Origin of the sequence: Pseudomonas sp. C11 (assembly GCF_034683865.1) — a bacterium.
In the GTDB taxonomy this organism is placed as follows: Bacteria; Pseudomonadota; Gammaproteobacteria; order Pseudomonadales; family Pseudomonadaceae; genus Aquipseudomonas.
Window position 1 is genome coordinate 1 of record NZ_JAWIIP010000024.1, and the last position, 17,796, is coordinate 17,796.

19 protein-coding genes are annotated in these 17,796 nt (G+C 65.9%); 10 read left to right on the top strand and 9 right to left on the bottom strand.

What is annotated here, in order from left to right; all coding sequences use genetic code 11:
* Positions 1 to 238: 238 nt before the first annotated feature.
* Positions 239 to 1,288 carry an alkene reductase gene (locus VC352_RS24340; protein WP_322982079.1) on the bottom strand — a complete coding sequence of 350 codons (1,050 nt, stop codon included), beginning with the start codon at positions 1,286 to 1,288 and terminating at the stop codon, positions 239 to 241.
* A 28-nt stretch (positions 1,289 to 1,316) separates the two neighbouring features.
* Positions 1,317 to 1,619, bottom strand: a complete 303-nt coding sequence (locus tag VC352_RS24345) for a helix-turn-helix transcriptional regulator (RefSeq protein WP_322982115.1) — start codon at positions 1,617 to 1,619, stop codon at positions 1,317 to 1,319.
* Positions 1,620 to 1,745: 126 nt separating this feature from the next.
* Here VC352_RS24345 and VC352_RS24350 point away from each other — a divergent pair, with 126 nt between their 5' ends.
* Positions 1,746 to 2,333 carry an ACP phosphodiesterase gene (locus VC352_RS24350; RefSeq protein ID WP_322982080.1) on the top strand — a complete coding sequence of 196 codons (588 nt, stop codon included), beginning with the start codon at positions 1,746 to 1,748 and terminating at the stop codon, positions 2,331 to 2,333.
* A gap of 326 nt (positions 2,334 to 2,659) precedes the next feature.
* On the top strand, positions 2,660 to 3,508 hold the full coding sequence (locus VC352_RS24355) for a universal stress protein (RefSeq protein ID WP_322982081.1): 849 nt from the start codon (positions 2,660 to 2,662) through the stop codon (positions 3,506 to 3,508).
* Here VC352_RS24355 and VC352_RS24360 read toward each other — a convergent pair.
* The gene (locus VC352_RS24360) at positions 3,505 to 4,278 is read right to left on the bottom strand and encodes a lysophospholipid acyltransferase family protein (RefSeq protein WP_322982082.1); all 774 of its coding nucleotides are present in this window, start codon (positions 4,276 to 4,278) and stop codon (positions 3,505 to 3,507) included. The two genes, VC352_RS24355 and VC352_RS24360, sit on opposite strands and share 4 nt — an antisense overlap.
* A gap of 151 nt (positions 4,279 to 4,429) precedes the next feature.
* A complete protein-coding gene (gene olsB / locus VC352_RS24365) occupies positions 4,430 to 5,161 on the bottom strand; it encodes an L-ornithine N(alpha)-acyltransferase (protein WP_322982083.1) in 732 nt (243 codons plus the stop codon).
* A 146-nt stretch (positions 5,162 to 5,307) separates the two neighbouring features.
* Here olsB and VC352_RS24370 point away from each other — a divergent pair, with 146 nt between their 5' ends.
* The 6 genes from VC352_RS24370 (at position 5,308) to VC352_RS24395 (ending at position 10,453) form a co-directional block, all read left to right on the top strand.
* The gene (locus tag VC352_RS24370) at positions 5,308 to 6,198 is read left to right on the top strand and encodes an acyl-CoA dehydrogenase family protein (protein ID WP_322982084.1); all 891 of its coding nucleotides are present in this window, start codon (positions 5,308 to 5,310) and stop codon (positions 6,196 to 6,198) included.
* A 66-nt stretch (positions 6,199 to 6,264) separates the two neighbouring features.
* Positions 6,265 to 7,050 carry an MBL fold metallo-hydrolase gene (locus VC352_RS24375; protein WP_322982085.1) on the top strand — a complete coding sequence of 262 codons (786 nt, stop codon included), beginning with the start codon at positions 6,265 to 6,267 and terminating at the stop codon, positions 7,048 to 7,050.
* Positions 7,051 to 7,124: 74 nt separating this feature from the next.
* Positions 7,125 to 8,243, top strand: coding sequence for a serine hydrolase (locus tag VC352_RS24380; RefSeq protein WP_322982086.1), 1,119 nt, complete (start codon positions 7,125 to 7,127; stop codon positions 8,241 to 8,243).
* Positions 8,240 to 8,560: an amidase gene (locus VC352_RS24385; RefSeq protein ID WP_322982087.1), complete on the top strand. Its 321-nt coding sequence runs from the start codon at positions 8,240 to 8,242 to the stop codon at positions 8,558 to 8,560. Before VC352_RS24380 ends, VC352_RS24385 begins: the two co-directional genes overlap by 4 nt.
* 162 nt (positions 8,561 to 8,722) lie before the next feature.
* Positions 8,723 to 9,295 (top strand): YceI family protein, encoded by a 573-nt coding sequence (locus VC352_RS24390; protein ID WP_322982088.1) that lies wholly within the window; start codon positions 8,723 to 8,725, stop codon positions 9,293 to 9,295.
* Between the two features lie 9 nt (positions 9,296 to 9,304).
* Complete coding sequence (locus VC352_RS24395; RefSeq protein WP_322982116.1) at positions 9,305 to 10,453, top strand: phosphatidylserine/phosphatidylglycerophosphate/cardiolipin synthase family protein; 1,149 nt, start codon at positions 9,305 to 9,307, stop codon at positions 10,451 to 10,453.
* A gap of 39 nt (positions 10,454 to 10,492) precedes the next feature.
* Here the strand turns inward: VC352_RS24395 and VC352_RS24400 are convergent, their stop codons facing one another.
* From VC352_RS24400 to VC352_RS24415, 4 genes are all read right to left on the bottom strand, one after another.
* On the bottom strand, positions 10,493 to 11,836 hold the full coding sequence (locus VC352_RS24400) for a short-chain fatty acid transporter (RefSeq protein ID WP_322982089.1): 1,344 nt from the start codon (positions 11,834 to 11,836) through the stop codon (positions 10,493 to 10,495).
* A 329-nt stretch (positions 11,837 to 12,165) separates the two neighbouring features.
* Positions 12,166 to 13,347 (bottom strand): acetyl-CoA C-acetyltransferase, encoded by a 1,182-nt coding sequence (locus VC352_RS24405; protein ID WP_322982090.1) that lies wholly within the window; start codon positions 13,345 to 13,347, stop codon positions 12,166 to 12,168.
* A gap of 137 nt (positions 13,348 to 13,484) precedes the next feature.
* Positions 13,485 to 14,141 (bottom strand): CoA transferase subunit B, encoded by a 657-nt coding sequence (locus VC352_RS24410; RefSeq protein ID WP_322982091.1) that lies wholly within the window; start codon positions 14,139 to 14,141, stop codon positions 13,485 to 13,487.
* 10 nt (positions 14,142 to 14,151) lie between these two features.
* Positions 14,152 to 14,850, bottom strand: coding sequence for a CoA transferase subunit A (locus VC352_RS24415; RefSeq protein ID WP_322982092.1), 699 nt, complete (start codon positions 14,848 to 14,850; stop codon positions 14,152 to 14,154).
* Between the two features lie 105 nt (positions 14,851 to 14,955).
* On the opposite strand from VC352_RS24415, the gene VC352_RS24420 reads away from it, so the two are divergent.
* Positions 14,956 to 15,837 (top strand): LysR family transcriptional regulator, encoded by an 882-nt coding sequence (locus VC352_RS24420; RefSeq protein ID WP_322982093.1) that lies wholly within the window; start codon positions 14,956 to 14,958, stop codon positions 15,835 to 15,837.
* Here VC352_RS24420 and VC352_RS24425 read toward each other — a convergent pair.
* Positions 15,831 to 16,808 carry a phosphotransferase enzyme family protein gene (locus tag VC352_RS24425; RefSeq protein ID WP_322982094.1) on the bottom strand — a complete coding sequence of 326 codons (978 nt, stop codon included), beginning with the start codon at positions 16,806 to 16,808 and terminating at the stop codon, positions 15,831 to 15,833. The genes VC352_RS24420 and VC352_RS24425 overlap by 7 nt on opposite strands.
* Before the next feature lie 213 nt (positions 16,809 to 17,021).
* Between VC352_RS24425 and fabG the strand changes: the two genes are divergently transcribed.
* On the top strand, positions 17,022 to 17,795 hold the full coding sequence (gene fabG, locus VC352_RS24430; protein WP_322982095.1) for a 3-oxoacyl-ACP reductase FabG: 774 nt from the start codon (positions 17,022 to 17,024) through the stop codon (positions 17,793 to 17,795).
* Position 17,796 lies beyond the last annotated feature (1 nt).

Here is a 17,796-nt window from a genome sequence, read left to right on the forward strand (position 1 = left end):
CCATCCTCAATGCGATGCTCCGTGATCAGGCTCATTTCAGGCCTCAAGTGACTTGACGCTGGACACGGTTGCTCGCCTGGGAAGGCGAAACCAAAACTTTCAACAAGAACGCGGCGATTCGGAACAGAAACCAGTACAACCAACACACAAACTTGCCAGTCCGGTATCAAGACCATTGGTCGCGGCTAAAGAAAGCGCCTCCCACAACTGTCATGCCGTGGGAGGCGCTAGGCGGCGATTACAGACGCGGGTAGTCGATATAGCCGACCGGGCCCGAGCCATAGAAGGTCTCCGGGTGCGGCTCGTTCAGCGCCGCGTCCTGTTCCAGGCGTGCCGGCAGATCCGGGTTGGCGATGAAGGGGATGCCGAACGCCACGGCATCGGCCTTGCCCTCAGCCAGCCAGGCGTTGGCCTGCTCCTTGGTGAAGCGCTCGTTGGCGATGAACACACCACCAAACTCCTTCTTCAGTTGCGGCGTCAGGCTGTCGTCACCGGCCTTCTCACGGGTGCAGATGAAGGCGATGCCGCGCTTGCCCAGCTCACGGGCGACGTAGCCGAAGGTTTCGGCACGGTTGGCGTCGCCCATGTCGTGGGCATCGGCACGCGGTGCCAGGTGCACGCCAACGCGGCCGGCGCCCCATACGGAGATGGCGGCATCGGTGACTTCCAGCAGCAGGCGGGCGCGGTTCTCGACGCTGCCGCCGTAGCGGTCTGTGCGCTGGTTGGTGCTGCTCTGCAGGAACTGGTCGAGCAGGTAACCGTTGGCGCCGTGGATTTCCACGCCGTCGAAACCGGCCGCCTTGGCGTTCTCGGCACCTTGACGGTAGGCCTCGACGATATCGGCGATCTCCTCGGTTTCCAGGGCGCGCGGGGTGACGAATTCCTTCATCGGGCGCACCAGGCTGACGTGACCGGCCGGCTGAATGGCGCTCGGTGCCACCGGCAGTTCACCGTTGAGGTAGATCGGGTCGGAAATACGCCCGACGTGCCACAGCTGCAGCACGATCTTGCCGCCGTTGGCGTGTACGGCCTGGGTGACGTTGCTCCAGCCACGGATCTGCTCGTCCGACCAGATGCCGGGGGTGTCGGGGTAGCCGACGCCCATCGGCGTGACGGCGGTGGCTTCGCTGATGATCAGGCCGGCCGAGGCGCGCTGCACGTAATACTCGGCCATCAACGCGTTGGGCACGCGGCCTTCGTCGGCGCGGCAGCGGGTCAGCGGCGCCATGATGATGCGGTTGTTCAGTTGCAGATCGCCGATCTGAATAGGGTCGAACAGGGTAGGCATGGTGAATCCTCCGGTTGTAGCTTCAGGTTCAGAGTTGCTGGCCGAGACGCTCGACGAAGGCCTGGATCAAGTCGTCGTTGCGTTTGAAGAAGTGCCACTGGCCAACCTTGCGGCTGGTCACCAGACCGGCGCGCTGCAGGCTGGTGAGGTGGGCGGAAACGGTGGATTGCGACAGCCCGGTGCGCTGATAGATCTTGCCGGCGCACACGCCGATCTCAAGCGGATGATCCTGTTCGGCGAAGTGCCGTTCGGGCGCCTTCAGCCAATCGAGGATGTCGCGGCGAACCGGGTGGACGAGGGCCTTGATGATGGCGTCGAGATCGATATCCATGGTGTGCGGGCCGTGTTTCGTCATGCGGCGAACCTTATATCGTCTCTGAGCGATATACAGATCGTTTGTTCCGATAGTCTCCATCAACCGCTTCGATTGTCCCGCTCGCGGCGGTAAGCTCAGCGGATGAACTACCTGGCCCACCTGCATCTTGGCGGCGACGCCCCGGCACAACTGCTCGGCAGCCTCTATGGCGACTTCGTCAAAGGCCCGCTGGACGGACGCTGGCCGGCGGACATCGAAGCAGCTATCCGCCTGCATCGGCGCATCGATGCCTTCACCGACAGCCATCCGCTGCAGGCGCGCGCACGCTCGCGCTTTCCCGCTGAACGGCGGCGCATGGCCGGCATGCTGCTGGATCTGTTCTTCGACCATTGCCTGGCCCGCGACTGGGCCGACTACGCCGCACAGCCGCTGCAGCATTTCACCGGGCGGGTGTATCGGGTGTTGGCCGCCGAGCCTGAGTTGCCCGGGCGCCTGGCGCTGATGGCACCACGCATGGCCGAGCAGGACTGGCTCGGTAGCTATCGAGAATTCATGGTGTTGGAACAGGTGATCGCCGGCATGCAACGGCGCCTGTCCAAGCCGCAATTGCTCGATGGCAGCCTGGTCGAGCTGGAGCGCCTGTACGAGCCGCTCAGCAAGGACTTCCGCGCCTTCTATCCGGAACTGATGGCCTTTGCCGAGGCCGAGCTGGGTAGGAGCAAACCGTAGCCCGGAGGCAATTCGGGGAGCGCGGCCATAGTCGCCGCTGAAGCGCCTCCCACAGAGCTCCGTGGGAGGGGCTTCAGCCGCGACGCTCAGCGCAGATGCCTTGCACCGTCATATCTTGCTACCCCGCTCACCGAGCATTTTTTGTGCAGTCAATCCGTTCCATGCGTGGTCACTCTCTTTAGAGGGAGCCGCACAGGGATGTCTGTTCCGCACTCGACCTGGCTGCCTCGCAGCGCTTTGTGGCGCCCGGCCTGACCTGCATCAAGGAGTGAACCGGCAGGAGCGGCTTGAATGTGACTCGGTATGAATCCCATGGAGGAAACGAGATGATCAAGATACTGGTGGCGACCGACCTGTCCGAGCGTTCGGCACATGCGGTGCAGCGTGCCGTGCAACTGATCCGTCGCCAGGGTGGCGGCGAGTGGTGCCTGTTGCATGTGATCGATGATGATGCCCCCGGCGAGCTGGTGCAGCGCCAGGTACAGCAGGCCGAAACTCTGTTGCAGGCCCAGGCCGAGCGTCTGCTCGAACAGGCCGGCAGCCGCCCGCGCGTGGTGGTGGCCGTGGGCGAGGTGGCTGAGGTGGTGGTCGAAAGTGCCAAGGGCATGGGCGCCGATCTGCTGGTGGTGGGCGCGCATCGCAAGTCGGCGCTGCGCGACTTCTTCGTCGGCACCACGCTGGAGCGGGTGGTGCGCAGCAGCCATCTGCCGGTGCTGCGGGTCAACGGGCCGGTGACACACGATTATCGCCATGCCTTGCTGGCGGCCGACCTGTCACGTACCTCGATGCAGGCTTGGCACCGTGCGCGCGAACTGGGGCTGATCGAAGAAGGGCAGGTGGAAATTGCCAGCGCGGTGGAACCCCTGGCCGCCGGGGCGATGATGGACGCCGGCATCAGCGCCGAGGTGCTGGAGAACCAGCGCGACCTGATGCGTCAGCAGCTGCTTGAACGCCTCGGTAAAGCCGGCGTCAACGTGGCTGATGCGCACCTGCATGTGCAGATCGGGTCGCCGGAAGGGGTGATCGGCGATGCGCTGCGCAAGTCCGGCGCCGACCTGCTGGTGCTGGGTACTCACGCACGCGAAGGGGCATCGCGTTTCTTCCTGGGTAGCGTGGCCAGCCGTTTGTTGGCGTCGCTCGACGGTGATGCGTTGATCGTGCCGCCGGCCGCTTAGGCGGCTGCGGCCTGTTCCTGCGGCATGTCCGGCTGCAGCACGTTGGCGATCATTGCCTGGCAGTGCCGCGCCAGTTCGTTGCGGCTACGGCTCTCGCTGGACACCGGCGCCAGCAGGCGGATCTCCACCTCGCAGGCCGGGCTGGCCAGCAGGCGCAGCAGGTGCGAAAGCATGTCGTCGTCGCCGATGAAGGGCGCCACCGGGCAGGGCTGGCCAGCGCGCAGGTAACGGATGGCTACCGGCTGCAGGGCGACGCCGCTGTCGATGGCGCTGCTCAGCAGGCGGCCATGGAAGGTGCGCACGCCAAGGCCGTCGGTTGTGGTGCCTTCGGGGAAGATCACCAGCGGGCGCTTCTGCTGCAGGTGGCGCGTGAGCTGCTGGCTGATCTGGCTGCTGTCGCCCGAGCCACGGCGGATGAACAGGGTGCCGGCCTTGTGCGCCAGCCAGCCGGCCACCGGCCAGTCGCGCACCTCCGCCTTGGACAGGAAGGACATCGGCTGCAGGGCGCCGAGCAGCGGGATATCCGTCCACGACACATGATTGGCGACCCACAGCATCGGCTGATCGGGCAGCTCGCCTGCGACCTTCACGCGAAAGGGCAGGGCGCCGCCCAGGCGGGCCAGGAACCAGCGCGTCAGGCGTTGCCGCAGGGGCATCAGATCATGCTGGACGATGCGTTCGCAGAGGCTGACGACGCCCGCCAGCAGCGTGCCGAAGAGGATCACCAGGGCCAGGTGAACGAGGCGCAGGGACAGACGCAGTTTGGCCATCGAGGCCTCCGGTTGAAAGCGGGTGCCGGCATTATCCATAGCTAGGCTCGCTTGGCGAGGCTTGGGAGCATGTGGGCGTGTAGGAGCGAGCTTTGCTCGCGAATGCAGAACACTCCTGTTCGCGAGCAGAGCTCGCTCCTACGGTCAGGCCTCAGACTGCTGCCTTGAAGTGGCGGGCGTAGCGCGGGCACAGCTCGTCGCGCTTGAGCAGGATGAACACGTCGGCCACCTGGAAGTCCTTGTCCCAGCACGGCTCGCCGCAGATCTTCGCGCCCAGGCGCATGTAGGCCTTGAGCAGCGGCGGCATTTCGGCGATGACGTTGCCCGGCAGATCCAGCTGAGGCAGTGGGTGCTTGGGTTCGGCGCGCAGGTGCTCGGTGCACAGGTAGCGCTCGCGCAGGCGCTGCATGATGGCCTGGGCCTGGATGCCTCCGTCCTGCATGGAGATGCTGGCGCAGCCCATCAGGTAGCGGTAGCCGCCTTCGTTGAGCACCTCGGCCAGCTCGCCCCAGAGCACGGCGATGGTGGCACCGTTGCGGTAAGCGGTGTCGACGCAGGTGCGGCCAATCTCCAGCACCGGGCCTTCCAGCTTGGCCAGGCCGTGCAGGGCGAATTCCTCTTCGCTGTAGTAGCGGCCTAGGCCGGCGGCGGCCTGATGGTCGAGCAGACGGGTGGTGGCTACCAGTTGGCCGCTCTCCAGGTCACGTACGCCGATATGGCGGCAGTGAATGTCGTAGTCGTCCATGTCCAGACCCAGTTCTGCGCCGTTGAGCTTGGCGTCGAACTCCGCGCTGAACACGCGGTAGCGCAAGGCCTGGGCTTCTTGCAGGGCGGCGGGGCCTTGCAGGCGTTCGGCCTGCAGTCGGCGAGCGTTTTGAGTCATGCCAGATCCTCCGTGTGCCGGCTGGCTGCTTGCAGCCGGTCGATCTTGTTGGGCAAGCTCAGGCTAGATTCACGTGGTGTCACCACCGTGACGGTTTTTTGATGCTTATGTGACGGCGCCCGCGCGCTGCTGCGAGGAGGTCTGCGATGCCCTGGTCGAGCCTGTTTCAGCCCATCGAACGCCAGTCCGCCGAACAGGGTCTGGAAGACTGGTACGCACGTCTGCTGAACAACCTGGGTGGCCGCCCGCAGCCCTTCGACCTGGCGCTATTGGGCGGCCTGCAGGCGGCGACGCCGGGGCTGGCCTTTCTCGCCGGTTACCAGGCGGCGTTGCGTATGTTGTGGCCGGCGGCGCCATGGACGGCTGGCGCCCTCTGCGTGACGGAGAACCGCAGCACCCGGCCGGCTGACATGAGCACGCGCATCTATGGCCTGTACATCAGCGGGCGCAAGGATTTCGTCACCGCCGCCGAATGCGCCGACTGGCTGCTGGTGGCGGCGCGCGAGGAACAGGCCGAGGAAACGCCGCGGCTGGCCCTGGGCGTGGTACGCCAAGGCGCGCCGGGCGTGCGCATCGAAGCGCTGCCGGCATTGCCGCTGATGCCGGATATCGGCCATGCCCGTCTGCACCTGGATCAGGCCCAGAGCGAACGTCTGGCCGGCGATGGCTGGGATGACTACGTGAAACCCTTCCGCACCCTGGAGGACGTGCACGTGCTCACGGCGGTGAGTGCCTGGCTATTCGGTATCGGTCGTGAAAGCGGCTGGCCGGATGCGTTGCTGCTGCGCCTGCAGGGGCTGCTCGCTGGCTGTGCCGAGGTGGCGCGGCAGGCACCCAATGCGCCCACCACGCATCTGCTGTTGGCCGGGTTGTTCGCCCAGCAGCAGGCCATGGCCGATGAGGTGGAGGCCGCTTTGGCGAGCGGGCCGGCACACTGGGCCGAGTTGTGGCAGCGCGACAAGGGCCTGCTGCGCATTGCCGAGGCGGCGCGCAGCAAACGCCTGGAGAAAGCGCGGCAGATTGTCGCCGCGCGTTGACCCATATCAGTACCGGCTGGCTCGCCTGCGCATAAGGTGATCTCGCGATTCATCAACGAGGTTTCCATGCGCCGCGAGCCCATCGTGCTGTTCGATAACGGCAGCCACCAATGCCTGATGTTCGATGACCTGGTCAGCGGCGAAGGCGTGCAATCCAACCAGTTCCTGATCACCGATAACGAGCAATATCTGCTGCTCGATCCTGGCGGCGACCTGACCTATACGCCTCTGTCTCTGGAGTTGTCCAAGCATATTCCGGTGCAGGATCTGACCTACATCTTCGCTTCGCACCAGGATCCGGACATCATCGCCTCGCTGGACAAGTGGCTGCTCCACACCCGCGCGCGGGTGATCTGCTCCAAGCTGTGGGCGCGCTTCCTGCCGCACCTGACCGCCAACTACCTGGCTTTGAGCCGTGGCATCAACACCTACGACCGCATCATCGCGTTGCCGGATCGTGGTCAGAGCATCCCCTTGGGCAAGAGCATCCTCAAGGCCGTGCCGGCGCACTTCCTGCACTCGGTTGGCAACTTCCAGGTGTACGACCCGGTGAGCAAGATCCTCTTCTCCGGCGACATGGGCGCCTCGATGGTCGACGATGCCACGCCGGTGCGCGACTTCGTCAACCACGTGCCGAACATGGAGGGCTTCCATCGCCGCTACATGGCCGGCAACAAGGCCTGTCGTCTGTGGGCGGCGATGGTGCGTAAGATGGACGTGGCAATGATCGTGCCGCAGCACGGCCGGCCTTTCGTCGGCCCGGAGATGATCAGCGCCTTCCTGCACTGGATCGAGAACCTTGAATGCGGCCTCGACCTGATGGGGCCTGAGGATTACCAACTGCCCAAGTGAATGTAGAGGCCGACGCTTCAAGGCGTCACCGTCGGCATGCTAGGGTGCGCCTCGATTTCTTGTCGAGGCCACCCATGCCCACCTTTTCCCTTCGTCGCCTGAGCCTGGTGCTCGGCTTCAGCTTGCTGAGCGCTGTCGCCCACGCAGAAAACTGGCCGCAACCCGACTGGCATAGCCAGCCCGCACCCGCGTCCGCCGCCATTACCGAGCTGGAGGCCTACGCCTTCGCCCCGCGCGACGATGCCGAGCGCAAGGGCGTTCGCACCGACGCGCTGCTGGTGATCCGCGACGGGCAGATCGTCTACGAACGCTATGCCGAACCGAACACGGCGCAGACGCCACATCTGAGCTGGTCGATGGCCAAGAGCCTGTTCGCCACCGTACTCGGCGTGGCCTATGGCGAAGGGCGCTTCAAGCTCGATGCGCCGGTGGCGCAGTACTACCTGCCGATGGCCGACCACCCGCAGATCAAGATCGGCCACCTGCTCAACTGGGCCTCGGGCCTGGACTGGCAGGAAGACTACGAATACGCCCCGCTGAAATCCTCGGTGGTGGCCATGCTCTACACCCGTGGCCGCGGCGACATGGCCGCGTTCACCGCCGCGCATGAGGCCGGTGCTGCGCCGGGCACGCGCTTTCGCTATTCCAGCGGTGACAGCAACCTGCTGGCGGCCGCGCTGCGTGGCATGGTTGGTGAGCAGGCCTACGCCGACTACCCCTGGACCGCGCTGTTCGAGCCACTGGGCATCACCCATGCGGTATGGGAGCGCGATGCCAGCGGCACCTTCATCGCTTCGTCCTACGCCTACCTGAGTGCGCGCGACCTGGCCCGTGTCGGCCTGCTGATGCAGCGCGGCGGACGCTGGGGCGAACGGCAGTTGCTGCCGGCGGCCTGGGTCGATTTCGTCTCCACGCCGTTCGCCGCCTACCAGCCGCAGGGCTTCGCACCGGGCGATGCGGTGCCGGGCGGGCAGTGGTGGCTCAATGCCGAACTACCCGGCAGCTCGCGCCCCTGGCCGGATGCGCCGGCTGATACCATCGCCGCGCTGGGCCACTGGGGCCAGGGTCTGTACGTGATGCCGAAGGAGAACCTGGTGGTGGTGCGTTACGCCGATGATCGCGATGGCAGCTTCCAGCACAACGAACTGCTCAAGCGCGTACAGGCGGCCTTCGCCACGGAGGTACAGCCATGATCCGCCGTCACCCGATCCTCAGTGCGCTGGTGCTGCTGCTCGTCCTGCTGCTGGCCTGGGCCTGGCCGAACCGCGTCTACCTGCAGGCGTTCCCCGACATTATTGGCGCCTACACGGCCAAGGAGTATTGCTCCTGCCGTTACGTCAGCGGCAACCCGGCAGCCTATTGCGAGGGCTATGTGCAGCAGTACGTGCCAATTAGCAGCCTGCTCGACGACGCGAGTGCCAAGCGCGTGACCGCCAGCGGCCTGGGCCGTACCCACAGCGCCGCCTGGTTGGGCGAGCGCCAGGGTTGCCAGCTGCTGCCGAACGAGTAGGGCGGGTGAAACCCGCCAGATCGCAGTGGCGGGTTGCACCCGCCCTACGATTCACTGATTCGCGGCTGAAGCTGCCTGGCTTGGCCATTCTTGCGCTGGACTTTGCAGGGCAGGCCATGGCGACTATCGTTGCGGCCTGGTCATGCCGTTATTCGAGTTCTCATGCGCCGTTCGCTTGTCGCCCTGCTGCTGGCTGCCGCCTTGCCCGTCCACGCCGACTGGTATCTGGACAACGAGTCCTCGCGGCTGTCGTTCATTTCCACCCACTCCGGCAGCCAGTCGGAGGTGCATCGCTTTCGCACCCTGCATGGGCAGATCGGTGCCAAGGGCAATGCCCGCCTGCGTGTCGATCTCGATTCGCTGAGCACTGGCGTTGCGCTGCGCGACGAACGCCTGCGCGCGATGCTGTTCGATACCAAGCGCCTGCCCGAGGCGCGTATCTCCGCCCAGATCAACCTGGATCAGTTCACCGACCTGGCTCCAGGCGCGCAACTGGAACTGCGCCTGCCGCTGCAACTGACCCTCAACGAGCGTATGCACGAGCTGCAGGCGGAACTGCTGGTCACCCGCCTCGATGACCGACGCTTCCAGGTGGTGACCCTGGCGCCGCTGGTGCTGCACGCCGAGGATTACGGCCTGGCGGGCGGTATCGAAGCACTGCGCAAGCTCGCCGGCCTCAGCGCCATCAGCCTGTCGGTGCCGGTCGGCGCCGTGCTGATCTTCACGGCGCGCTGAATCGTGTCCGTGCGCGGCACCATCTTCCCCTGGCGCGGTGGCAACCGTTTCGAGCTGCTGCTCGATGGGCCGATGTTCTTTCCGCGCATGCTGGCCGCCATCGACGCGGCGCAGCGTCAGGTGGAGCTGGAACTGTACCTGGTCGAGGATGGGCAATGCAGCGAGCAACTGGTCGAGGCCCTGTGCCGGGCGGCGACGCGGGGCGTGAGCGTACGCGGGTTGTTCGATGCCTATGGCGCTGCTGCGCTGGGTGCCGCCTCACGTCAGCGCTTGCTGGCGGCCGGCGTGCAACTGCGCTGGTACAACCCGATCCGCTGGCGCCGTGGCGTGCGCAATTTCCACCGTGATCACCGCAAGCTGTTGTTGGTGGATCAGCGCCTGGCCTATGTCGGTGGCACTGGCGCCACCGATGAATTCTGGACGCCAGACGCGCCACAAAGCGCCTGGCACGAGGCCATGGTCGAGATCGAAGGGCCGCTGGTCGGGGATTGGCAACAACTGTTCGAGCACCAATGGCAGACGCGTTCCGTCTGGCGTCCGCGGCAATCATCCGCGCCGCTGCGCCTGCCCGAGTGCCCGCCGGCAGGCCAGGGCCTGGGCCGTGTCGCCTATGCCGATGCCGCGCAACACCGCGACATCCTGTTGTCGCTGCTGCGTGCCCTGCGTGGGGCAAAGCAGCGCGTCTGGCTGGCCACGCCCTATTTCCTGCCGACCTGGAAGGTGCGCCGCGCCCTGCGCCGTGCTGCTGCCCGAGGTGTCGAAGTGCGCCTGCTGTTGGCCGGGCGCAATACCGATCACCCGCCCGTGCGCTTTGCCGGCCAGCGCTACTACCCGCGTCTGCTCAAGGCTGGAGTGCGCATCTTTGAATACCAGCCGCGCTTCTTGCACCTGAAGATGGTGCTGGTGGACGACTGGGTCAGCGTTGGCTCGTGCAACTTCGACCACTGGAACTTGCGTTTCAACCTCGACGCCAACGTCGAAGCGCTCGACCCCGCGTTCACCCAGGCGGTGGCGAGCAGCTTCATCGAGGACTTCGGCGCCAGCCGCGAGATCACCCTCGACGACTGGCACCAACGCCCCTTGTGGCGCCGTGTGCAGCAAAGGCTTTGGGGTTGGCTGGATCGCCTGGCGGTGAATCTGCTGGATCGCTGGCGCTGATGCAGGCCCGCTCATTCTTGCGAGCGGGCCTGAGGACACTCAGCCGAGGAAGTAGAAAGCGCCGCAGATCGCCACGCCCGAGTACAGCAGCATGATCAGGCAGTAGCCCATGATGTCGCGGGCGCCGAGGCCAACGATGCCGAGCAGCGGCAGCGCCCAGAACGGCTGGATCATGTTGGTCCAGGCGTCGCCCCAGGCAATCGCCATGGCGGTGACGGTCGGCGAAACGCCCAGGGCCTGGGCGGCTGGCAGCATGATCGGGCCCTGCACGGCCCACTGGCCACCACCGGACGGTACGAACACGTTGACCACGCCAGCGCTGAGGAAGGCCAGCAGCGGGAAGGTGTCGGCCGATGACCAGGAAATGAACGCCTCGGTGATCTGCCGGCCGAGGGAGATGCCGTCGGCATTGGCGCCCATCATCATGCCCATGATCCCGGCGTAGAAGGGGAACAGCAGGACGATGCCGCCGATGCCGCGCACGCTCTCGTCCACCGCACGCATGTAGCGCTCCGGGGTGCCGTGCATCAGCAGGCCGCAGAACAGGAAGATGGCGATGACCACATCCAGGCCAAGCACGAAGCCCTTGCTGGCGAAGTGATTGAACAGGTAGATACCGGCCATGGCCACCAGCGCCAGGCCGAGGATGCGGCTGTCATCCAGGCGCTGTGCCGGGGTTTCGCGGGCCGGCAGTTCGGCGCGTGATTCCACCAGTTTGGCGGCATCGGCGACCTTGGCGTTCTGCCGTGGGTGCATGGCGCGGTTGAGCAGCGGCAGGCCGATGAACAGCAGGGCGACGATGGTCAGGTTGAGCGGGCTGAACAGGGTTTCGCTGATGCTCACCGGGTTGGTCAGCACGCCGGCGGTGATGCGTGCCAGATCCGGGCCGCCGGTGGCCATCGACAGCGGAATCGAGCCGGCCAGACCGCCGTGCCAGACCAGAAAGCCCGAGTAGGCCGAGGCCACCAGCAGCGGGTAGTCGACGCCAGCGACCTTGCGCGCCAGTGCTCGGGCGAACACGGCGCCGATCACCAGGCCGAAGCCCCAGTTGACCCAGCAACCGACCAGCGCCACCAGGGTGACCATGATGATCGCCTGACCCGGCGTGCGCGCCAGGCTGGCCAGACGGTCGAGCTGGCGGTTGATGATCGGTGCGCTGGCCAGGGCATGGCCGGTGACGAAGATCAGCGCCATCTGCATGGCGAAGCCGAGCAACGTCCAGAAACCGTTGCTCCAGTGTTGCACCATGGCGGGCAACGACTGGCCGGTGGAGAGGATGCCGGCGAGCAGTACGCCCAGCGTGAGCAAGGCGGAGAAGACGAAGGGTGAGGGCAGGTACTTCTGTACCAGGCTCACGCTCATGCGGGTGAGGGTATTGAACATCGATGACGCCTCTTTCTTATGGTTGTGTAAGGGCTGTTCCAGGCATTCAGGTCGGTTGTGCCTGGCGGGTGGAAATGACAACGCCCGGCCGGAGCCGAGCGGGTGGTTGTGTTGCTCCGTAGGGCGGGTGAAACCCGCCGGTTCCGATAGTGGCGGGTTGCACCCGCCCTACGCGTTGCCGCTTTATTCGCGTTCGATGGCCAGGGCCACGCCCTGGGTGGCCAGGCCTTACTTGGCGTCGCGGCGGATCATTTCGCTAGTTCTGTAGGGCGGGTGAAACCCGCCACCCTGGTAAATGGCGGGTTGCACCCGCCCTACGGTTTCGCGCTTTATTCGCGCTCGATGGCCAGGGCCACGCCTTGGCCGCCGCCGATGCACAGGGTGGCCAGGCCTTTCTTGGCGTCACGGCGGATCATCTCGTGCAGCAGGCTGACCAGCACACGGCAGCCCGAGGCGCCGATGGGGTGGCCGAGGGCGATGGCGCCGCCGTTGACGTTGACCTTGTCGGCATCCCAACCCAGCTCCTGGCCGACCGACAGCGCCTGGGCGGCAAAGGCTTCGTTGGCTTCGATCAGGTCGAGGTCAGCCAGGCTCCAGCCGGCCTTGTCCAGGCAACGACGGGTGGCGGAGACCGGGCCGATGCCCATGATCGCCGGGTCGACGCCGGCATTGGCGTAGCCGGCAATCTTCGCCAGCACCGGCAGGCTCAGCGCTTGGGCCTTGGCCGCGCTCATCAGCAGCACGGCGGCGGCGCCGTCGTTGAGGCTGGAGGCGTTGCCGGCGGTGACGCTGCCGTCCTTCTTGAATGCGGGTTTGAGCTTGGCCAGGGATTCGGCGGTGGTGCCGGCTCGCGGCTGCTCGTCACGAGCGAAGGCGATGGGATCGCCCTTGCGCTGCGGGATCAGCACCGGGGTGATCTCGGCATCGAAGCGACCGGCCTCGATAGCCGCCACGGCTTTCTGTTGCGAGGCAGCGGCGAAGGCGTCCTGGGCTTCACGGCTGATGCCGTATTTCTCCACCAGATTCTCGGCAGTGATGCCCATGTGGTAATCGTTGAAGGCGTCCCAGAGGCCGTCGACGATCATGCTGTCGAGCATCTGCGCGTGGCCCATGCGCAGACCGGTGCGGGCTTTCGGCAGCACGTAGGGCGACAGGCTCATGTTCTCCATGCCGCCGGCGATCACCACCTCGGCATCGCCGCAACGGATGGCCTGGGCCGCCAGGTGCAGGGCCTTGAGGCCCGAGCCGCAGACCTTGTTCAGGGTCATGGCCGGCACGGCATGGGGCAGGCCGGCGCGGATGGCGGCCTGGCGCGCGGGATTCTGGCCGCTGCCGGCGGTGAGCACCTGGCCGAGGATCACCTCATCGACCTGGGCGGCGTCGAGGCTTGTTTGCTCCAGCAGGCGCCTGATGACGATGGCGCCGAGTTCCGGCGCAGGAATATCGGCCAGGCTGCCCTGGAAGCTGCCGATGGCGGTGCGGGTGGCGGCGACGATGACGACGTCTTGCATGGGAAATCCTCTGGGTGCGGTAGGACGGAACGCTTCGCGGATGAATCCGCTCCTACAGGGAGTGCAGCAGATAACACCAAATAAAAACACCCCGCAAAACGCCAGGCGTGGTGGCGTTCTGCAGGGCGGTAGACAACCTAGAACTGCATTTCTGGCACGTGCTCGGGAACGATCAGCTTGCCGGCGGTCTTGGCGACGATTTCCTCGACGCTCACGCCCGGTGCGCGTTCGCGCAGGATGAAGGCGCCGTTTTCGATCTCCAGATAGGCCAGGTCGGTCAGCACCTTACGGATGCAGCCGCAGCCGGTCAGCGGCAGGCTGCAGTGCTCCAGCAGCTTGGATTCGCCGTCTTTCGAGGCGTGGGTCATGGTGACGATGATGTTGTCGGCGCCAGCCACCAGATCCATGGCGCCGCCCATGCCCTTGACCAGCTTGCCGGGGATCATCCAGGAGGCGATGTTGCCGTTAACGTCCACCTCGAAGGCGCCGAGCACGGTCAGATCAACGTGACCACCACGGATCATGGCGAAGGATTGCGACGAGTCGAAGATCGCCGCGCCCTTGATCGCGGTGACGGTCTGCTTGCCGGCGTTGATCATGTCGGCGTCCACTTCCTCTTCGGTGGGGAAGGCGCCCATGCCGAGCAGGCCGTTCTCCGACTGCAGCATCACCTGCATGCCTTCGGGTACGTAGTTGGCCACCAGGGTCGGGATGCCGATGCCGAGGTTGACGTAGAAGCCGTCCTGCAGTTCGCGGGCTACGCGCTGGGCCATTTGTTCACGGGTCAGTGCCATGGTCTTGTCCTCAACTGCGCAGGGTGCGTTTTTCGATGCGTTTCTCGAAGCTGCCGCAGATCAGCCGGTCGACGTAGATGCCCGGGGTGTGAATCTGCGTGGGGTCGAGTTCACCGGGTTCGACGATCTCTTCGACCTCGACCACGGTGATGCGCCCGGCGGTGGCGACCACCGGGTTGAAGTTCTGCGCGGTGTGGCGGTAGACCACGTTGCCGAAATGGTCGGCCTTCCAGCCTTTGACGATGGCGAAGTCGCCGGTGATGGCCGGTTCGAGGATGTAGTGGCGGCCATTGATCTCGCGCGCTTCCTTGCCTTCGGCGACCGGGGTGCCGTAGCCGGTGGCGGTGAAGAAGGCGGGGATGCCGGCACCGCCAGCGCGCAGCTTCTCGGCCAGGGTGCCTTGCGGGGTCAGTTCGACTTCCAGCTCGCCGGAGAGCAGTTGCTGCTCGAACAGGGCGTTCTCGCCGACATAGGAGGCGATCATCTTGCGGATCTGCCGGTCTTCCAGCAGCACGCCGAGGCCGAAACCGTCGACGCCGCAGTTGTTGGACACCACGGTCAGGTCGCGCACGCCGCGACGGCGGATCTCGGCGATCAGGTTCTCGGGGATGCCGCACAGGCCGAAACCGCCGGCCAGCACGGTCATGCCGTCCTGCAGGCCGTTCAGGGCTTCTGCATAGCTACCGACGCGTTTGTCGAGTCCGCTCATTCGAGGCTGCCTCTTTGTTGTTATCAGGAGTGAGGCCAAGCTTCTGCGCTGTGAGCTTATTTGTTAAGTTTGTTTTTCCTCTTGATTGATCAGGTAAATAAATCAATGACCGTCAAGCAGCTACGCGCCTTTCTCGCTGTGGCGCAGAGCCTGAGCTTCGCCCAGGCCTGCGAGCGCCTGCATCTGTCGCAGCCGGCGCTGAGCCTGGCGATCAAGAACCTGGAGCAATCGCTCGGTGGCCAGTTGCTGGTGCGCACCACCCGCAGCGTGGCGCTGACGCCCGAGGGCGAGACGTTGCTGCCGATCGCCGTGCGCCTGCTGGCCGACTGGGACAACGCCGAGGACCTGCTGCGCCAGCATTTCACCCTGCAGATGGGCAAGGTGGCGGTGGCGGCCATGCCGTCGTTCGCCGGCAACCGCCTGCCGGCGGCGCTGCGCGCCTTTCGCGACGCCTATCCACGGGTCAACGTGGCGGTGCATGACGTGATCAACGAACAGGTGATGGAAATGGTGCGCGACGGTCGCGTCGAACTCGGCATCGCCTTCGAGCCGGCGACCCTAGACGGGCTGCAATTCACACCGCTGTACGAGGATCGTTTCGTCGCCGTGGTGCCGGCAGCCAGCCATCTGGCCGACCACGAAGCGCTGACCTGGGCACAGTTGCTGGAGCAACCCTTCATCACCTTGCAACGTCCTTCGGCGGTGCGCCTGCTGCTGGAAGACAGCGTCACCGCCCGCCACGGCAAGCTGCCGGTGGCCTTCGAGAGCCATCAGTTGGTCACGGTTGGGCGCATGGTCGCCGAAGGTCTCGGCGTCAGCGCGGTGCCGCAACTGTGTCGGCAACAGATGGAGGATCTCGGCGCCCGCTGCCTGCCGCTGAGCGAGCCGCAGGTGTCGCGCCGTGTCGGCCTGCTGCACCAGGCCGGGCGCCAGTTATCCAGCGCCGCGCAAGCCTTGAGCGAGGTGCTGTTGCGGCCGGCTCAGTAGAGGCGCAGCCGCCCCTCCAGATAGGCCTCGCACAGCGGCAGGCAGCGGCTGGCCCAGTCCGGCCCCAGCTCCTGCACGGTGCGGGTTTCGGCATGGGTGCCGGTCCAGGCCAGCAGTTGCAGGCGGCGCTGCACGACGAAGGCGGGAATCATCGCCAGCTCGGCGTCGCTCAGGCCGTGCTCGCGGGTGTAGCCCTGCAGCCAGTGACTGACCCAGCGCGGCACGTCTGGATGATCCTCGTGAAAGCTCAGCGCCGAGGCGAGGTCGTGCAGGTACCAGCCGAAGCCGCAGTCGTCGAAGTCGATCACCCGTGTGCGCTCACCCTGCACCAGCAGGTTGGCCAGGCGCAGGTCGGCGTGGATCAGGCCGAAACGTTCGCTGCCCTGGCCATAGGCGGCCAGCTCCTCGGCCAAGCGTCGCAGCGTGGCCTCGATCAGTGGCTGCTGCGCCGCGCTCAGGTTGGGTGCCTGGCGCCAGTCGCCCCAATGGCCATCGGCGCCGAGCATGCTGGCGTGATCCCAGCGCAGGCGCTCGAAGCCTGCTGGCAAAGGCCAGTCGCGCGCCTGGCGATGCAGGCGCGCGTTGATCGCACCCAGGCGCTCGAACGAGGCCAGCAGATTCTGCCGGGGGTCAGGCTCCGTGCCGTCGATCCACTCGAAGATCACGGCATGGCGTTCCTGGCCGGCCAGTTCGAGCTGTTGCAGGCAGTCGCCATCCAGGCCGGGCAGGGCCTTGGGCACCTCCACGCCCGAGGCGCGCAGGGCATCGAGCCAGTGCAGTTCGCTGCGGATCGCCTGGGCGCTGTGGTAGGCCGGGCGATGCAGGCGCAGCACATGGCGTATGCCATCACCGTGCACGGCGTAGGTGGCGTTCTCCGACAGGCAGAGCAACTGCAGGCGGCCACGGCATGACGCGGGATAGCGCGCGAGCATGGCCTGGGCCAGGTGATCGAAGGTAGCGGCCTGAAGCATGGCGAGCACTCCTGAAGGCTGACGATGAGGCCAGCATCGCCATGGCTCGACCAGGCAGCTTGACCGCGCCTGGCGAAAACTTGACCGCTCGGCACAGACAGAGCCCCGCCCTGGGTGGATTTGATCGGCCGCCGCGCAACTTGTGTTCTGCGGTCAAGTGTCCGGCGCGGGGGAGGGCGAGGATGGCGTCATCCATTCGATGAGGAGCCCTCCATGTTCACTTCCCTGCAAGGCAAGCGTGTACTGGTTACCGGCGGCAGTGCCGGCATTGGCCTGGGTATCGTCCGCGGCTTTGCCCGCGAAGGGGCGCGCGTGGCGATCAGCGCCCGTGACGGCGAACGGCTCGCCGCCTGTGTGGCGGCCTTGCGCGAAGAGGGGCTGGACGTGCAGGGCTTCGTCGCCGACGTGGCCAATGCCACGGCGGTGCGTGGCCTGCTCGACGAGGTCGCGCAGGCCTTCGCTGGCCTCGATGTCTTGTGCTGCAATGCCGGGATCTTTCCCTCCGGCAGCCTCGACGAGCTGAGCGAGGCGGACTGGGATCAGGTGCTGGCGACCAATGCCAAGGGCTCTTTCCTTTGCGTGCAGGCGGCGTTGCCCTACCTGCGCCAGGCCGAGTACGGGCGGGTGATCCTCACCTCGTCGATCACCGGGCCGGTCACCGGCTTTCCCGGCTGGGCCCATTACGGCGCAAGCAAGGCGGCGCAACTGGGCTTCATGCGTACGGCGGCGATCGAACTGGCGCGTGATGGCATCACCATCAACGCGGTGCTGCCCGGCAACGTGCTGACCGAAGGACTGCAGGAGATGGGCGCGGACTACGTGGCGAGCATGGCCGCCTCGGTGCCGCTGCGGCGCCTCGGCAGCGTCGATGACATCGCCGCTGGCGCGCTGTTCTTCGCCTCGCGCGAGGCGGGCTACATCACCGGGCAGAGCCTGATCATCGACGGTGGGCAGATCCTGCCCGAGTCGTTGCAGGCGCTGGGCTGAG

Coding starts and splice junctions, on each gene's coding strand:
- VC352_RS24340 (WP_322982079.1), bottom strand. CDS start 1,288: ATGCCTACCCTGTTCGACCCTATTCAGATCGGCGATCTGCAACTGAAC.
- VC352_RS24345 (WP_322982115.1), bottom strand. CDS start 1,619: ATGGATATCGATCTCGACGCCATCATCAAGGCCCTCGTCCACCCGGTT.
- VC352_RS24350 (WP_322982080.1), top strand. CDS start 1,746: ATGAACTACCTGGCCCACCTGCATCTTGGCGGCGACGCCCCGGCACAA.
- VC352_RS24355 (WP_322982081.1), top strand. CDS start 2,660: ATGATCAAGATACTGGTGGCGACCGACCTGTCCGAGCGTTCGGCACAT.
- VC352_RS24360 (WP_322982082.1), bottom strand. CDS start 4,278: ATGGCCAAACTGCGTCTGTCCCTGCGCCTCGTTCACCTGGCCCTGGTG.
- olsB (WP_322982083.1), bottom strand. CDS start 5,161: ATGACTCAAAACGCTCGCCGACTGCAGGCCGAACGCCTGCAAGGCCCC.
- VC352_RS24370 (WP_322982084.1), top strand. CDS start 5,308: ATGCCCTGGTCGAGCCTGTTTCAGCCCATCGAACGCCAGTCCGCCGAA.
- VC352_RS24375 (WP_322982085.1), top strand. CDS start 6,265: ATGCGCCGCGAGCCCATCGTGCTGTTCGATAACGGCAGCCACCAATGC.
- VC352_RS24380 (WP_322982086.1), top strand. CDS start 7,125: ATGCCCACCTTTTCCCTTCGTCGCCTGAGCCTGGTGCTCGGCTTCAGC.
- VC352_RS24385 (WP_322982087.1), top strand. CDS start 8,240: ATGATCCGCCGTCACCCGATCCTCAGTGCGCTGGTGCTGCTGCTCGTC.
- VC352_RS24390 (WP_322982088.1), top strand. CDS start 8,723: ATGCGCCGTTCGCTTGTCGCCCTGCTGCTGGCTGCCGCCTTGCCCGTC.
- VC352_RS24400 (WP_322982089.1), bottom strand. CDS start 11,836: ATGTTCAATACCCTCACCCGCATGAGCGTGAGCCTGGTACAGAAGTAC.
- VC352_RS24405 (WP_322982090.1), bottom strand. CDS start 13,347: ATGCAAGACGTCGTCATCGTCGCCGCCACCCGCACCGCCATCGGCAGC.
- VC352_RS24410 (WP_322982091.1), bottom strand. CDS start 14,141: ATGGCACTGACCCGTGAACAAATGGCCCAGCGCGTAGCCCGCGAACTG.
- VC352_RS24415 (WP_322982092.1), bottom strand. CDS start 14,850: ATGAGCGGACTCGACAAACGCGTCGGTAGCTATGCAGAAGCCCTGAAC.
- VC352_RS24420 (WP_322982093.1), top strand. CDS start 14,956: ATGACCGTCAAGCAGCTACGCGCCTTTCTCGCTGTGGCGCAGAGCCTG.
- VC352_RS24425 (WP_322982094.1), bottom strand. CDS start 16,808: ATGCTTCAGGCCGCTACCTTCGATCACCTGGCCCAGGCCATGCTCGCG.
- fabG (WP_322982095.1), top strand. CDS start 17,022: ATGTTCACTTCCCTGCAAGGCAAGCGTGTACTGGTTACCGGCGGCAGT.